Source organism: Mycobacterium mantenii (assembly GCF_010731775.1).
GTDB lineage: Bacteria > Actinomycetota > Actinomycetes > Mycobacteriales > Mycobacteriaceae > Mycobacterium > Mycobacterium mantenii.
The window spans coordinates 749,592-767,757 of sequence record NZ_AP022590.1; the positions used below are offsets into that span (position 1 = coordinate 749,592).

At 69.1% G+C, this 18,166-nt stretch carries 2 protein-coding genes; both read left to right on the forward strand.

Annotation, left to right across the window (positions count from 1 at the left end; translation table 11 throughout):
* Nucleotides 1-35 precede the first annotated feature (35 nt).
* Nucleotides 36-10,274 (forward strand): non-ribosomal peptide synthetase, encoded by a 10,239-nt coding sequence (locus G6N50_RS03815; RefSeq protein WP_163650807.1) that lies wholly within the window; start codon nucleotides 36-38, stop codon nucleotides 10,272-10,274.
* Nucleotides 10,271-17,920, forward strand: coding sequence for a non-ribosomal peptide synthetase (locus tag G6N50_RS03820; RefSeq protein WP_083097469.1), 7,650 nt, complete (start codon nucleotides 10,271-10,273; stop codon nucleotides 17,918-17,920). The genes G6N50_RS03815 and G6N50_RS03820 overlap by 4 nt, the downstream gene beginning before the upstream one ends.
* Nucleotides 17,921-18,166: the final 246 nt, after the last annotated feature.

Genomic DNA, 18,166 nt, shown 5'->3' on the forward strand with positions numbered 1-18,166 from the left:
GGTATGGGGCGGGTGGCGAAGACTTGGGGGAGTCGATGGAGGAAGATCGAGCACTGCCGTTAACGCGTGGACAGCTCGACATCTGGTTGTCCCAAGAGGCCGGATTCGCCGGCACGCAATGGCAGCTCGGTCTTCTGGTCAAAATCGACGGCACGGTGCATCGTGATGCCCTGGAGCAGGCGATCACCCAGGCGGTCGCCGAGGCGGAGCCCGGCAGGGTCTCGTTTTTCGAGGTCGACGGCCAGGTTGTGCAGAAGCCGGTCGACTACCCGCACGTCGAGCTGACGTTCGAAGACCTCAGGGCAGCACCCGACCCGGTGCAGGAAGCCCGGGAGAAGTCTTCCGCCATTCAGCGCACGCCGATGCCGCTGAACGGACAAATGTTCAAATTCGTGCTCTTTCAAACTGAGCACGAGGAATTCTATCTGTTTGGTTGCTGCCACCACATAGCGATCGACGGCCTGGGCATGGCCCTGGTCTGCCGCCGGGTTGCCACCATTTACTCGGCGATGGTGGCCGGAAAGCCGATTCCCGACGCCTACTTCGGCTCGGTGCAGGACTTGATCGATCTCGAGTCGGGATACGAAGCCTCCGACGACTACGCAGAAGACAAGGCCTATTGGAGCGAGCACCTGCCGCCGGAGAGCGGACCGGTCGATCGTCTGCCCGAGGCGGCCGGAGAGCGCGATCACTACTCGCCGTCCGCGTCAGTCCAGTTGGACCCCTCGGTTGCCAACAGGATCAAGGAGCTGTCCAAGAAGCTGGCCATCCGTCGGTTTTCGGTCACCACGGCCGCGTGCGCGCTCCTGGTGCGCGGCTGGTCGGGTAGCGGCTCGGAGGTGGCGCTCGACTTCCCGGTCAGCCGGCGCGTGCGTCCCGAGTCCAAGACGCTGCCCGCGATGCTCGCCGGTGTGGTGCCGCTGGTCCTGACGACGGAGCCGCAGTCGACCGTCGCCGATTTCTGCAAGCACGTCGACAAGCGCATCCGCGAACTTCTGCAGCATCAGCGCTTTCCGGTGCACACCCTCGAGGGCGATGGCCTGCGCCAGGCGCCGAATCGCGTCGGGATCAACTTCATCCCGTCCCGGCTGACGCTGGACCTCGCCGGCGCTCCCGCGACCGCGTCGTACACCAACCACGGGCCGGTCGGGCACTTCGGGCTGTTCTTCCTCGGAGCCGGCGACCAGCTGCACCTCAGCACCGCGGGCCCGGGCCAACCGTTCGCCAGCTTCGGCGTCGCCGACCTGGCCGGCCGGTTGCAGCAGATCTTGGAAGAGATGACAGCCGACCCGGAGCGGCCGCTGTCGTCGATCGACCTGCTGACCCCCGACGAGCCCGCCCTGATCGACGAATGGAGCAACCGGCCGGCACTGCACGAGCCGGTCCCCGCCCCCGTCTCGATCCCGGCGGCATTCGCCGAACACGTGCAGGCCACGCCCGAGGCCGTGGCGGTGACCTGCGACGCCAAGTCCCTCACCTTCGCGGAACTCGACGAGGCCTCCAACCGGCTGGGCCATCTGCTCGCCGGCCATGGTATCGGCCCCGGCGACTGCGTCGCGGTGATGTTCCCGCGGTGCGCCGACGCCATCGTCTCGATGCTGGCGGTGCTCAAGACCGGGGCGGCCTATGTGCCGATCGACCCGGCACACGCGTCGTCGCGGATGGATTTCGTGATCGCCGACGCGGCACCCCGCGCGGTGATCACCACGGCGGAGCTCAGCTCGCGGCTGCACACCCATGACGTCCTGATCGTCGATGTGCACGACCCGGCTATCGACACCCAGCCCAACACCGCCCTGCCGCTGCCGGCACCGGAGCACACCGCGTACATCATCTATACCTCCGGGACCACTGGAACCCCCAAAGGCGTTGCGATTCCTCATCTTAACGTCACGTGGCTGATCGAGTCGCTCGACGCGGGCCTGCCTCCCGGGCGGGTCTGGACGCAGTGCCACTCCGCGGCCTTCGACTTCTCGGTGTGGGAGATCTTCGGCGCCCTGCTGCGCGGCAGGCGGCTGCTGGTGGTGCCCGAATCGGTGGCGTCCTCCCCGGAGGACCTGCACGCCTTGCTGGTCGCGGAAAAGGTCAGCGTGCTGACCCAGACCCCGTCGGCCGTGGCGATGCTGTCGGCCGAGGGTCTGGAGTCCACCGCGCTGGTGGTGGCCGGTGAGGCCTGCCCGACCGACGTGGTGGATCGGTGGGCGGCGCCCGGGCGGGTGATGCTCGACGCCTACGGCCCGACCGAGACCACGGTGTGCGCGTCGATCAGCACCCCCCTGACGCCCGGCTCCCCGGTGGTGCCGATCGGCTCCCCGATAGCCGGCGCGGCGATGTTCGTGCTCGACAAGTGGCTGCAGCCGGTGCCCGCCGGTGTGGTCGGCGAGTTGTACCTGGCGGGTCGCGGCGTCGGGCACGGATATGTGCGCCGGCCCGGGCTGTCGGCATCGCGGTTCGTGGCCAACCCCTTTGGTGGTCCGGGATCGCGGATGTACCGCACCGGAGACCTGGTGTGCTGGGGCCCCGACGGGCAGCTGCAATACCTGGGCCGCGCCGACGAGCAGGTCAAGATTCGCGGCTACCGCATCGAACTCGGTGAAATTCAGGCGGTTCTGGCCGGCCTGGACGGGGTGGACCAGGCCGCGGTGATCGCCCGCGAAGACCGCCCAGGCGACAAGCGGCTGGTCGGCTACGTCACCGGCACCGCCGACCCGGCCGCACTGCGCACCGCGCTGGCCGACAAGCTTCCGCCCTACATGGTCCCGACCGCGGTGATGGTGCTCGACGCCCTGCCGCTGACCGGCAACGGCAAGCTGGACAAGCGCGCCCTGCCCTCGCCCGAATACGCCGCGAGTGAGTACCGGGCACCGGCCGACGCGATCGAGGAGATCCTGGCCGACATCTACGCCCAGGTGCTGGGGGTGGAGCGGGTCGGCGTCGACGACTCCTTCTTCGACCTGGGCGGCGACAGCATCCTGTCGATGCAGGTGGTGTCCCGGGCCCGCGCGGCGGGCGTGATCTGCCGACCGCGAGACATTTTCGTCGAGCAGACCGTGGCCCGCCTGGCGCGGGTGTCCGAGGTGGCTGCCGACGGCGAGTTCGGTGTGGCCGACGAGGGGATCGGCCCGGTGGTGGCCACCCCGATCATGCGTTGGCTGCAGACCATCGACGGCCCGATCGACGAATTCAACCAGACCATGGTGCTGGCCGCGCCGGCCGGCGTGAGCGAAGCCGACGTGGCCGTGGTGCTGCAGGCGGTACTGGATCGCCATCCCATGCTGCGGCTGCGCGTGCAGGACGACGGCGCCGGCGACTGGGCCCTCGAGGCCCCCGAGGTGGGCTCGGTGCAGGCCGCCGACTGCCTTGAAGTGGTCGACGCGTTGTCCGACGCGGCGCTCATCGAGGCCCGCGGCCGGCTCAGCGTCGCCGAGGGGAAGCTGCTGAGCGCGGTATGGGCAAGTACGACAAACCAATTGGCGTTGGTCATCCACCACCTGGCCGTCGACGGCGTGTCGTGGCGGACGTTGATCGAGGACCTCAACATCGCCTGGGTGCAGCACCACAACGCCCAGCCGGTGGCATTGCAGGCACCTGGAACGTCTTTTGCCCGTTGGTCTTCGCTGTTGGCCGAATACGCGCAGAGTCCGGCGGTGGCCGCGCAGGCCGACGCGTGGCGGCAGGTGGCCGCCACCCCGGCGGCGCTGCCGGCGGTCCAGCCCGAGGACACCTACGCGACGGCCGGACAGCTGTCGGCGGCACTGGACGTCGACACGACCCGGCTGCTGTTGGGGGAGGTGCCCGCGGCGTTTCACGCTGGGGTGCAAGACATCCTGTTGATCGCGTTCGGGCTGGCGTTCACCGAATTCCTGGGTGAAGCCGCGCCGATCGGCATCGACATCGAAGGACACGGTCGCCAGGAAGAGGTGGCCTCCCACGTGGACCTGTCGCGCACCGTCGGCTGGTTCACCACGAAATACCCTGCAGCGCTGAAGATCAACGGCACGCTGACCTGGTCGCAGGTGGTCGCCGGCGAGACCGCACTGGGTGCGGTGATCAAGGACGCCAAGGAGCAACTGCGCGCCCTGCCCGACGGCCTGACCTACGGGTTGTTGCGTTACCTGAACACCGAAGTCGACCTGGACGGCGCAGACCCGGCGATCGGGTTCAACTACCTGGGCCGGCTGGCCGCAGGAGCCGATCTCTCCGAGGAGCTGTGGCGGGTCAGCGAGGACAGCCTGTCGTCGGCGGCCGTGGCGACGGCGGTGGCAATGCCGTTGGCGCACACCGTGGAACTCAACGCCGGCACCATGGACACCGCGGCCGGCCCGAATCTGCACGCCAACTGGAGGTGGGCGCCGTCGGCGCTGACCGAGGAGCAAGTAAACCGGTTGAGCCAGTTGTGGTTTGAGGCCCTGGCCGGTATCTGCGCGCACGTGCGCAACGGTGGCGGCGGGCTGACCCCGTCCGATATCGCCCCCGCCCGCCTGGACCAGCAGCAGATCGACGAGCTCTGCCGGCAGCACCGGATCGCCGACGTGCTGCCGCTCAGCCCCGTCCAGCAGGGGCTGCTCTTCCACAGCAGCTTCGCGCAGGAACTCGAAGACCTCTACGCCGTGCAGCTGGGCATCACCGTGAACGGTTCCCTTGACGCGCAACGGCTTCGCGACGCGGTGCAGACCGTCGTCAACCGCCACCCCAACCTGGCTGCACGATTCCTCGACGAATTCGGGGAGCCGGTGCAGATCATCCCGGCCGAGCCGGTGATGGCGTGGAACTACGTCGAGTTGACCGGCGGTGACATCGACCAACAGGTCGAGCAGCTGGCCGCGGCCGAACGCACCGCCGTCTGCGACCTGGCCGGCCAACCCGCCTTTAGGGCCGCGTTGATCCGCACCGCCCCCGACCGGCACCGGTTCGTGCTCACCATCCACCACATCGTCATCGACGGCTGGTCGCTGCCGGTGCTGATGCGGGAAGTGTTCGCCGGCTACTACGGCGAACGGCTGCCCGCGCCCCCGTCGTACCGCAGCTACCTGATGTGGCTGGCCGCCCAGGACCGCGCCGGCGCCCAGGCCGCCTGGCGGGAGGCGCTCGCCGGATTCGAAGCACCCACGCTGGTGGCCCCGCCGGGCAAGATCGGACGGCGCGCGGTGGCCACCTACACGGTTTCGGCGGACACCACCCGCGCCCTGAGCGAACTGGCCCGCGCCAGCCGCACCACCGTGAGCACCGTGCTGCAGGGTGCCTGGGCCCAACTGCTGACCTGGCTGACCGGCCAGCACGACGTCGCCTTCGGAACCGCGGTCTCGGGCCGGCCCACCGAGCTGCCCGGCGCGGACGCCATGGTCGGCTTGTTGATCAACACCGTGCCGGTGCGCGCCAACATCACCGCCGCCACCACCGTCGTCGACCTGCTGGGCCAGCTGCAACGCGTCCACGCCGAGACCCTCGAGCACGAACACTTGGCGCTCAACGAGATTCACCGCGTCACCGGACACGACCAACTCTTCGACACGCTCTTCCTCTACGAGAACTACCCGATCGATGCCGGTGCACTGCTGGGCGTTCATGAGCTGGCCGTCACCGAGTTCAGCAGCCGCGAGTTCAACCACTACCCGCTCTCCGTGGTGGCCACGCCCGGACACGAACTGAGCCTGCGCGTCGAATACGACACCGAGGTCTTCGACGCGTCCGGCATCGAAACGCTGATCGAGCGGCTGCGCCAGGTGATGGCGGCCATGACCACCGATGCTGCACAACGGCTTTCGTCGATCGATCTGCTCGACGCCGCCGAGCGCGAGCGGCTCGACGCCTGGGGCAACCGCGCGATGTTGGCGCGGCGGCCGCGCGCGCAGTCGTCGATTCCGGCGTTGTTCGCCGCGCAGGTGGCCCGCGCCGCCGACGCGGTGGCGATCACCTGCGGCGAGCGGTCCTGGACCTACCGCGAGGTCGAAGAGTCGGCAAATCGGTTGGCGCACTTGCTGACCGAGCGGGGCGCCGGGCCGGGGCAGCGGGTGGCGGTGGTGATCCCACGCTCGGCCGAAGCGATCGTGGCGATCTTCGCGGTGCTCAAGACCGGGGCGGCCTATGTGCCGCTCGATCCGGGTGTGCCGGCGGCGCGGTTGGAGTTCGTGCTCGGTGATGCCGCGCCGATCGCGGCGGTGACCAGCGCCGAGGTGCGCGAGCGGCTGGATGGCTTCGACGGGGTGATCGTCGACATCGACGACCCGGCCGTGCGCAGCCAACCGACGACGGCCCTGCCGATGCCGGCCCCGGAGAACATCGCGTACATCATCTACACCTCGGGGACCACCGGAACCCCCAAGGGCGTGGCCATCCCGCACCACAACGTGACGTTGTTGCTGGAGACACTGGATGCTCAGCTCGGGTTGGGCCAGGTGTGGACCCAATGTCATTCGCTGGCGTTTGACTTCTCGGTGTGGGAAGTCTTCGGCTCCTTGCTGTATGGCGGACGCCTGGTGGTGGTGCCGGATGCGGTGGTGCGCTCGGCCGAAGACCTGCATGCGTTGTTGGTGCGTGAGCAGGTCAGTGTGTTGAGTCAGACGCCGTCGGCGTTTTATGCGTTGCAGAGTGCGGATGCGTTGGCGCCCGAGCTGGGTGAGCAGCTGAAGTTGCAGACGGTCGTCTTTGGTGGTGAGGCGCTTGAGCCGCACCGGTTGTCGACGTGGTTGCACCGTCACCCGGGCCTGCCCCGGATGATCAACATGTACGGCATCACCGAGACGACGGTGCACGCGTCGTTTCGCGAGATCGTCGATGGGGACGTGGACGGCAACGTCAGCCCGATCGGGGTGCCGCTGGCGAACCTGGCCTTCTTTGTGCTCGATGGTTGGTTGCGTCCGGTGCCGGCCGGTGTGGTCGGTGAGCTGTATGTGGCCGGTGGTGGTTTGGCGACCGGTTATGTGGGCCGTGCGGGGCTGTCGGCGTCGCGGTTTGTGGCGTGTCCGTTCGGTGGGCCGGGGGCGCGGATGTATCGCACCGGGGACCTGGTCCGCTGGGGCTCCGACGGCCAACTGCAGTACATGGGCCGCGCCGACGAACAGGTCAAGATCCGCGGCTACCGCATCGAGCTCGGCGAAATCCAGGCCGCCCTCGCCGCGCTGTCCGGGGTCGAGCACGCGGCGGTGATCGCCCGCGAGGACCGGCCCGGCGACAAGCGGCTGGTGGGCTACGTGACCGGAACGGCCGACCCGGCCGAGGTTCGGGCCCAGCTCGGCGAGCGATTGCCGGGCTACATGGTGCCGTCGGCGGTGGTGGTGCTCGACGCGTTGCCCTTGACCGTCAACGGCAAGCTGGACACCCGGGCCCTGCCGGCGCCGGAATACCAGGACGCCGATCGCTACCGGGCCCCGGTGAGCGCCATCGAGGAGATCCTGGCCGGCATCTACGCCCAGGTGCTGGGCGTGGAGCGCGTCGGTGTCGACGACTCCTTCTTCGACCTCGGCGGCGACAGCATCCTGTCGATGCAGGTGGTGGCCCGTGCCCGGGCCGCCGGAGTGGTGTGCCGCCCGCGGGACGTCTTCGTCGAACAGACGGTCGCCCGGCTGGCGCGCGTCGCCACGGTCGCCAGCGACGACGACAACGTGGTCGACGAGGGCCTCGGACCCGTGGTGGCCACCCCGATCATGCGCTGGCTGCAGAACATGGACGGCCCCGTCGAGCAGTTCAACCAGACCATGGTGCTGGCGGCACCCGCGGAGGTCACCCTCGACGACGTGCCGGTGGTGCTGCAGGCCCTGCTGGATCGGCACGCGATGCTGCGGCTGCGCGTCGAGGACGACGGCATCGGCGGTTGGTCGCTCGACGTGCCCGAGGCTGGCTCGGTGCAGGCGGGCGACTGCCTGGAGTCGGTCGACGTGCTGTCCGAAGCGGCGCTGGTCGACGCCCGGTCGCGGCTGAATCTCGCCGACGGTGTGCTGATGCGTGCCGTATGGGCAAGCGCGACAAACCAATTGGCGTTGATCATTCACCACCTGGCCGTCGACGGCGTGTCGTGGCGCACGCTGATCGAAGACCTCAACATCGCCTGGGCGCAGCACCACAGCGGCCAGCCGGTGGCACTGCCGGTGGGCGGCACGTCGTTCGCTCGATGGTCGTCGCTGCTGGATGAGTACGCGCGCCGCCCCGAGGTGGTCGAGCGGCTGGAGGAGTGGCGGCAGGTGGCCACCGTCCCGGCCGTTTTGCCGCAGGCGCAGCCCGAGGACACCTACGTGACGGCCGGGCAGTACTCGGCGTCGCTGGACGTCGAGACCACCCGGCTGCTGCTCAGCGAGGTGCCCGCGGCGTTCCACGCCGGCGTGCAGGACATTCTGCTGATCGCGTTCGGTTTGGCCTGGACCCAGTTCGTGGGCACCGGCGCGCCGATCGCCATCGACGTGGAAGGCCACGGTCGCAACGAAGAGCTGGGCCCGCAGGTGGACCTGTCGCGCACGGTCGGCTGGTTCACCGCGAAGTACCCGGTGTCGTTGCGGATCGGTGGACTGTCCTGGGGCCAGGTGGTCGGCGGTGACGAGGCCCTAGGCGGTCTGGTCAAGGACGCCAAGGAACAACTACGCGCCCTACCGGACGGTGTCACCTACGGGATGCTGCGCTACCTGAATCCCGAAGCGGGACTGGATGTTTCGGATCCGGTCATCGGGTTCAACTACCTGGGCCGGCTCGGCGGTGGGGCCGCCGATTTGTCGGCCGATCTGTGGCAGCTGGACCAGGACAGCTTCGCGTTGGCCGGTGCGGCCGGCGCGGTGGCGCTGCCGCTGCCGCACACGGTGGAACTCAACGCCGGCACCATGGACACCGCCGACGGCCCGCACCTGCAGGCGAACTGGACGTGGGCGCTCTCGGCCCTCGACGAGAAGCAGATCAGCCGACTCAGCGAGCTGTGGTTCGACGCGCTGGCCGGCATCACCGCGCACGTGCGCAACGGCGGCGGCGGCCTGACCCCCTCCGACATCGCGCCCGCCCGCATGAGCCAGCGCGACCTCGACGAACTGCAGCAGCGGTACCAAGTCGCCGACGTGTTGCCGCTGACCCCGCTGCAGCAGGGACTGCTGTTCCACACCGGCACCGCCCAGGGCGGCGAAGACCTCTACGCAGTGCAGCTCGACATCTCCGTGACCGGCGCCGTCGATCCGGACCGGCTGCGCGAGGCGGTGCACACCGTCATCAGCCGCCATCCCAACGTGGTGGCCAGCTTCTCCGAGGACTTCGGGGAGCCGGTGCAGATCATGTCGACCGATCCGGAACTGGCCTGGCAATACGTCGAGCTGAACGCCGACGGCGACATCGACGAGCAAATCGAGCGGTTGTCCACCGCGGAACGTGTCGCCGTCTGTGACCTGGCCGGGCAGCCCCCGTTCCGGGGCCTGCTGATCCGCACCGCGGAGAACAACTACCGATTCGTGCTCACCAACCACCACATCGTGCTCGACGGCTGGTCCAAGCCGGTCCTGCTGCAGGAGATCTTCGCCAGCTACTTCGGTGTGCGGCTCCCCGCGCCGGTGCCGTACCGCAGCTTCATCACCTGGCTGTCCGACCAGGATCGAGCTGCCGCTCAGGAGGCGTGGCGCGAGGTGCTCGAGGGTTTCGAAACCCCGACGCTGGTGGGCCCGACGGGCCGCATGGGGCTCGGCCCGCGCGGCGTCGCCGAGTTCCACGTGTCCGCGGAGACCAGTCGCCTGTTGGGCGAATTGGCCCGTTCGTGCCGCACCACCGTTAGCACCGTGCTGCAAGCGGCCTGGGCGCAGCTGTTGATGTGGCTTACCGGACAGCACGATGTGGCGTTCGGCACAGCAGTTTCTGGTCGGCCGACCGAATTGACCGGATCCGACGCCATGGTTGGCCTTTTGATCAACACCGTGCCGGTGCGGGCGACCATCGGCGCCGAAACCACCATCGCCGACCTGCTTGAACAGCTACAACGCACCTACACAAACACGCTCGATCACCAGCATTTAGCACTGAACGATATCCATCGTGTAACGGGACATGACCAAATTTTCGACACAATGTTCGTGTACGAGAACTATCCCATCGATACCGCCGCGCTATCGGCCGTGGACGAGTTAACTATTAATGGATTCACGAATCGGGAATACAACCACTACCCGCTTTCGGTTCAAGCTGTGCCGGGCCACGAAATAGGCCTTCGCGTCGAGTTCGATACCGACGTTTTCGGCGAGGCAAGGATCGAGAAGCTCGTAGAGCGGTTTAAGCGGGTGTTGGAAGCCATGACCGTGGACTTGGAGGAGCAGTCATGACCGTCGGTGCGGGACGGCGATTGTTGTCGATCGATCTGCTGGATGGCGGCGAGCACGATCGACTCGACGAGTGGGGCAACCGTGCGGTGCTGACCAAGCCGATCAAGGCTGCGGCGTCGATCCCCGAGGTGTTCGCCACCCAGGTGGCGCGCGCACCCCAGGCTGTCGCGCTGAGCTTCGGCGATCGCTCGATGACCTACCGCGACCTGGATCAGGCCGCGAACCGGCTGGCGCACCTGTTGGCCGAGCAGGGCGCCCGCCCGGGCGAATGCGTTGCGCTGCTGTTTTCCCGCTCCGCCGAGGCGATCATCTCGATCCTCGCGGTCCTGAAGACCGGGGCGGCGTACCTGCCGATCGATCCCGCGCTGCCGTCGGCGCGGATGGAATTCATGCTCAGCGACGCCACCCCGATCGCGGTGGTGACCACGGCCAGCCTGCGCACCCGGCTGGACGGGTTCGACCTGCCCGTCATCGACGTCGACGAAGCCGATGCGGACACCCAGCCCAGCAGCGCGCTGCCGGGGCCGCGGCCCGACGACATCGCCTACATGATCTACACCTCGGGCACCACGGGAAACCCCAAGGGCGTCGCGGTCACCCACCGCAACGTGACCGAGTTCGTCCGCACGCTGCACGCCGATCTGCCGACCGGGCCGGGGAAGGTCTGGTCACAGTGGCACTCGCTGGTCTTCGACGTCTCCGTCTGGGAGATCTGGGGCGCGCTGCTGTCCGGCGGACGCCTGGTGGTCGTGCCCGAGTCCGTCGCGGGTTCGCCCGATGACCTGCACGCCCTGCTGATCGCCGAGCAGGTCAACGTCCTGAGCCAGACCCCGTCCGCGGTGAGCATGCTCTCGCCGGAGGGCTTGGACGACACGGCGCTGGTGGTGGCCGGTGAAGCCTGCCCGGCCGAAGTGGTCGACCGGTGGGCGCCCGGACGGGTGATGATCAACGCCTACGGCCCGACCGAGGCCACCGTGTACGCCGCGATGAGCACGCCGCTCGCGGGCGACTCGGGGGCACCGCCGATCGGGTCGCCGGTTCCCGGCGCGGCGCTGTTCGTGCTGGACAAGTGGCTGCGGCCCGCGCCGGAAGGCGTGGTCGGTGAGCTGTATGTGGCCGGCCGTGGCGTCGCCACCGGGTATGCCCGCCGGGCCGGGCTGACGGCGTCGCGCTTCGTGGCCTGCCCGTTCGGCGGGCCGGGGGCGCGGATGTACCGCACCGGGGACCTGGTCCGCTGGGGCGCCGACGGTCAGCTGCAGTACCTGGGCCGCGCCGACGAGCAGGTCAAGATCCGCGGCTACCGCATCGAACTCGGCGAGATCCAGTCGGCCCTCGCCGCGCTGGACGGCGTCGACCAGGCGGCGGTGATCGCCCGCGAGGACCGCCCCGGCGACAAGCGCCTGGTGGGTTACATCACCGGCACCGCCGACCCGACCGAGCTGCGCACCCAGCTGGGCAAGCGGCTGCCGGCCTACATGGTCCCGGCCGCGGTCGTCGTGCTGGAGACCCTGCCGCTGACGGTCAACGGCAAGCTGGACAAGCGCGCCCTGCCCGCGCCCGAGTACCACAAGCGCGGCGGCCAATACCGCGCCCCCAGCAACCACACCGAGGAGATCCTGACCGGCATCTACGCCCAGGTGCTGGGCGTGGAGCGCGTCGGTGTGGACGACTCCTTCTTCGACCTCGGCGGCGACAGCATCCTGTCGATGCAGGTGGTGGCGCGGGCCCGGGCGGCCGGCGTGATGTGCCGCCCGCGCGACGTCTTCGTCGAGCAGACGGTCGCCCGGCTGGCCCGGGTGGCCACCGACGGCGCGGACGAGGACGACCTGGTCGACGAGGGGATCGGGCCGGTGCTGGCCACCCCGATCATGCACTGGCTGCAAACCGTGCAGGGGCCGATCGACGACTTCAACCAGACGATGGTGCTGGCGGCGCCCGCGGGCGTCGGCAAAGACGACGTGGTCGTCGTGCTGCAGGCCTTGCTGGACCGGCACCCCATGCTGCGGCTGCGCGTGGAGGACGACGGCAACGGCGGCTGGTCGCTGGAAGCGCCCGAGGCTGGCTCGGTGCAGGCCGGCGACTGCCTGCAGTCGGTCGACGAGCTGTCCGACGCGACACTGGTGGCGGCCCGGTCACGGCTGAACCCGGGCGCGGGGGTGATGGTGAGCGCCGTCTGGGCAGGCGAGTCAAGCCAATTGGCGTTGATCATCCACCACGTCGCCGTCGACGGCGTGTCGTGGCGGACCCTGATCGAAGACCTCAACATCGCCTGGGCGCAGCATCACAGCGGCCAGCCGGTGGCGCTGCCCACGGGCGGCACCTCGTTCGCCCGATGGTCCTCGCTGCTGGCCGAGCACGCGCTGAGCCCGGCGGTGGTCGAGCAGGCCGACGCATGGCGCGAGGTGGTGGCGACCCCGGCCGTGCTGCCGGCGGTGCGCCCCGAGGAAGACACCTATCAGACCGCCGAGCAGTTGTCGGTCTCGCTGGACGTCGAGACGACCCGCCTGCTGCTGGGCGCGGTGCCCGCGGCGTTCAACGCCGGGGTGCAGGACATCCTGTTGATCGCGTTCGGGATGGCCTGGACACAGTTCCTGGGTAGCGGCAAGCCGATCGGCATCGACGTCGAGGGCCACGGCCGTCAGGAAGAGCTGGATCCGCGCGTCGACCTGTCGCGCACCGTGGGCTGGTTCACCACCAAATACCCGGTGGCGCTGACACTCGACGGGCTGGACTGGGCCAACGTGGTCGCCGGCGACGACGCGCTGGGCGCGGTGGTCAAGGCCACCAAGGAGCAGCTGCGCGCCCTGCCGGACGGACTGACCTACGGCCTGCTGCGCTACCTGAACCCCGACATCGATCTGGGTGGATCCGACCCGGTGATCGGGTTCAACTACCTGGGACGGCTGGGCGCGGCCGCAGACCTGCCCGGTGAGCTGTGGCGGCTGAGCCCCGACAGCCTGTCGCTGAGCGGCGCGGCCGCGGCGGTGGCGATGCCGCTCATGCACACCGTCGACCTCAACGCCGGAACCATGGACACCGAGGAAGGTCCCCACCTGCACGCCAACTGGACGTGGGCGGCCTCGGCGATGGACCGCGAGCAGATCAACCGGCTCAGCCAGTTGTGGTTCGAGGCGCTGACCGGCATCTGCGCCCACGTGCAGGCCGGCGGCGGCGGGTTGACCCCGTCCGACATCGCGCCCGCGCGCCTGAACCAGCGGCAGATCGACGAGCTGAGCAAGGAGCATCAGGTCGCCGACATCCTGCCGCTGACCCCGCTGCAGCAGGGTTTGCTGTTCCACGCGAGCTACGCCCAAGACCCGGGCGACGATGTCTATGCGGTGCAGCTCGGTATCACGGTGACCGGTGAGCTGGACTCGCACCGGCTGCACGACGCGGTGCACAACGTGATCAACCGCCACCCGAACCTGGCGGCCCGGTTCTGCGCGCAGTTCGGCGAGCCCGTCCAGGTCATCCCGGCCGACCCGGTCATGGCGTGGCGGTACATCCAGCTGGGCGCCGAGGATCTCGACCCCGAGCAGCGGGTCGAAGAGCTGTGCGCCGCCGAGCGCGCCGCGGTGAGCGATCTGGCCAACCGGCCGGCATTCCGGGCCGCGCTGATCCGCACCGCGGACAACCGGTACCGGTTCGTGCTCACCAACCACCACATCGTGATGGACGGCTGGTCGCTGCCCATCCTGCTGCGGGAGATCCTCGCCAACTACTACGGGGACCAGTTGCCCGCACCGGCGACCTACCGCAGCTACCTGACCTGGCTGGCCGGCCAGGATCGCGCCTCCGCGCAAGCGGCGTGGCGCCAGGTCCTCGACGGATTCGAGACCCCCACCCTGGTGGGCCCGGCCGGCCGGATGCGGCTCGGCCGGCGGGCCGTGGAGTCCTATCGGCTGTCCGCGGAGACCACGCGCGCCGTCGGCGAGCTGGCCCGCTCGTGCCACACCACCGTCAACACCGTGCTGCAGGCCGCCTGGGCCCAGCTGCTGATGCGCCTGACCGGCCAGCACGATGTCGCGTTCGGCACCGCGGTGTCGGGCCGGCCGGCCGACCTGGCCGGTGCGGAGTCCATGGTGGGTCTGCTGATCAACACCGTTCCGGTGCGGGCCAGCATCACCGCGGAGACCACCGTTGCCGACGTGCTGGGCCAGCTGCAACAGCACCACAACGACACCCTCGAGCACGAGCACCTGGCGCTGAGCGACATCCACCACGTGACCGGTCATGACGCGCTGTTCGACACCTTGTTCCTGTACGAGAACTACCCGATCGACACCAGCGTGCCGATGGGCTTCCACGAGCTGGCCATCACCGATGTCACCAACCGCGAGTACAACCACTACCCGCTGTCGGTGATGGCGCTTCCGGGCCGTGAACTCGGCCTCCGCGTGGAGTTCGACACCGACGTGTTCGACGCGACCGGCATCGAGAAGCTGACCGAGCGGTTCCAGCGGGTGCTGTCGGAGATGACCGCCGACCCCACCCGACGGCTGAGGTCCCTGGACGTCGTCGACGAGCGCGAGCAGGTGTGGCTCGACGAGCGGGGCAACCGCGCGGTGTTGAGCCAGCCGGCCACCGGGAAGTCGATCCCGGCGATGTTCGCCGCGCAGGTGGCCAGCACGCCCGGCGCCCCGGCGCTGACCTTCGACGGCCGCACGATGACGTATCGCGAGCTCGACGAGGCCGCCAACCGGATGGCGCACCTGCTGACCGAGGAGGGCGCCGGTCCGGGCGAGCGGGTCGCGCTGCTATTCAGCCGGTCCGCCGACGCGATCGTCTCGATCCTCGCGGTGCTCAAGACCGGGGCGGCGTACCTGCCGATCGACCCGGCGCTGCCGGCCGCGCGGATCGAGTTCCTGCTCACCGACGCCGAGCCCGTCGCCGTGGTCACCACCGCGGGTCTGCGGGAGCGGCTGGCCGGGTACAGCCCGACGGTCATCGACGTCGACGACCCGGCGCTGGCCACCCAGCCCAGCACGGCGCTGCCGACGCCGTCGTCGGACAACATCGCCTACCTCATCTACACCTCGGGCACCACCGGCGTCCCCAAGGGCGTGGCGGTGACCCACGAAAACGTCGCACAGCTGGTCGACACGCTGCACGCCGACCTGCCGGAGGCGGGGGTGTGGGCGCAGTGGCACTCACTGGTGTTCGACGTCTCGGTGCACGAAATCTGGGGCGCACTGCTGCACGGCGGGCGCCTGGTGGTGGTGCCCGAGTCGGTCGCGGCCGCGCCGGACGAGCTGCACGCGCTGCTGGTCGCCGAGCAGGTCACCGTGTTGAGCCAGACCCCGTCGGCGCTGGGCATGCTCTCGCCGGAGGGTCTGGAGTCGGCGGCGCTGGTGGTGGCCGGGGAAGCGTGCCCGGTCGAGGTGGTCGACCGGTGGGCGCCCGGACGGGTGATGATCAACGCCTACGGCCCGACCGAGGCCACGGTCTACGCGGCGATGAGCTCGCCGCTGCAGAGCGGTGCGGGATCCGCGCCGATCGGTTCGCCGGTGCCGCGTGCCGCGCTGTTCGTGCTGGACCGGTGGCTGCGCCCGGCACCCGAGGGCGTCGTCGGCGAGTTGTACATCGCCGGTCATGGGGTGGCCACGGGCTACTCGCGCCGACCGGGCCTGACGGCGGGACGCTTCGTCGCCTGCCCGTTCGGCAGCCCCGGTGGGCGGATGTACCGCACCGGCGACCTGGTCCGGTGGGGCCGCGACGGTCAGCTCGAATACCTGGGCCGGGCCGACGAGCAGGTCAAGCTGCGCGGCTACCGCATCGAACTCGGTGAGGTGCAGTCGGCCCTTGCCGCGCTGGACGGCGTCGAGCAGGCGGTGGTGATCGCCCGCGAGGACCGCCCCGGCGACAAGCGCCTGGTCGGCTACATCACCGGAACCGCCGACCCGGTCGGGATCCGCATCCAGCTGGCCGACCGGCTGCCGGCCTACATGGTGCCGGCCGCGGTGGTGGTGCTGGACGCGCTGCCGCTGACGGTCAACGGCAAGCTCGACAAGCGCGCCCTGCCGGCACCGGAATACCAGAAGCGCGGCGGCGAGTACATAGCGCCGTCCGACTCCACCGAGGAGATCGTCGCCGACATCTTCGCCCGGGTCCTCGGAATGGAACGCGTCTCGGTCGAGGACTCCTTCTTCGAGCTGGGCGGGGACTCGTTGTCCGCCATGCGGGTGATCGCCGAGATCAACACCGCTCTCGATGGCGCCCTGTCGGTGCGCACCCTGTTCGACTCGCAGTCGGTGCGTGCCCTGAGCCACCGGATCACCAGCGGTGCGGACACCGAGGGCGCCGCGGGCCCCGGCTTCGCGGCGGTGCACGGCGCCGACGCCAAGGAGGTGTACGCTCGCGACCTCACCCTGGACAAGTTCATCGACGCGACGACGTTGTCGACCGCGCCGACGCTGCCCGGACCGAGCCCCGAGGTGCGGACCGTCCTGCTGACCGGGGCGACCGGTTTCCTGGGCCGCTACCTGGTGCTGGAATGGCTCGAGCGGATGGAGCAGGTCGACGGCAAGCTGGTCTGCCTGGTGCGGGCCAAGTCCGACGAGGACGCGTGGCGCCGGCTGGAGAAGACCTTCGACAGCGGTGACCCGGAACTGCTGCGGCACTTCCAGGAACTGGCCGAAGAGCACCTGCAGGTCGTCGCCGGCGACAAGGGCCAGGCCAACCTCGGCCTCGCCGGGGAGACCTGGCAGCAGCTGGCCGACACCGTCGACCTGATCGTCGACTCGGCGGCCGTCGTCAACGGCGTCCTGCCCTACAACGAGCTGTTCACCCCCAACGTGGGGGGCACCGCGGAGCTGATCCGGCTGGCGCTCACCACGAAGAAGAAGCCATACGCGTACGTGTCGACTTCGGACGTGGGCCGCCAGATCGAGCCGTCGGAGTTCACCGAGGACGCCGACATCCGGGTCATCAGCGCCACCCGCGTCATCGACGGCGGCTACGCCAACGGATATGGCAACAGCAAGTGGGCGGGCGAGGTCCTGCTGCGTGAGGCACACGACCTGTGCGGCCTGCCGGTCTCGGTGTTCCGCTCCGACATGATCCTGGCCGACACCACCTACGCCGGCCAGCTCAACGTGGCGGACATCTTCACCCGGATGATCCTGAGCATCGTGGCCACCGGCACCGCCCCCGCGTCGTTCTACCGGCTCGACGCCGAAGGCAACCGGCAGAGCGCGCACTTCGACGGCCTGCCCGTCGAGTTCGTCGCCGAGGCGATCGCCAAACTGGGCGCCCAGGTGATGGACGGGTTCGAGACGTACCACGTGATGAACCCGCACGACGACGGGATCGGGCTCGACGAGTACGTCGACTGGCTGATCGAGGCGGGTTACCCGATCGAGCGCGTCGACGACTTCGGTGAGTGGCTGCAACGCTTCGAGACCGGACTGCGTGGCCTGCCGGAACGGCAGCGGCAGAACTCGGTGCTGCAGATGCTGTTACTGCTGCTGCGGGACCCGAAGAACCTGCAGCCCGCCGAGCCGGCTCGCGGCGCCTTCGCGCCGACGGATCGATTCCGTGCCGCGGTGCAGGAAGCGAAAGTCGGCCCCGACAACGACATCCCGCACGTGAGCGCGCCGGTGATCGTCAAGTACGTCACCGACCTGCAACTGCTCGGTTTGTTGTAAGCCCTCTCGACGAGTTACGAACACGCGGCGCGGTCCACACAGGACCGCGCCGCGTTCGTAAATGCGCGGAAGGCATTATTCGCTCGATTTGCTCGATGGCTGGCCGTGGTTGCCGCCTATAACCCGGCGATAACGGTCGATACCGGGGTGCAGGCTATCGAGCGTTGAAGTCCATCCGAATCGATCCATACTGTGTGCAGCCGTAATGTTACTGATCAGTACTTTTAGTACGTATAGAACGTCGTT

Coding starts and splice junctions, on each gene's coding strand:
- G6N50_RS03820 (WP_083097469.1), top strand. CDS start 10,271: ATGACCGTCGGTGCGGGACGGCGATTGTTGTCGATCGATCTGCTGGAT.
- G6N50_RS03815 (WP_163650807.1), top strand. CDS start 36: ATGGAGGAAGATCGAGCACTGCCGTTAACGCGTGGACAGCTCGACATC.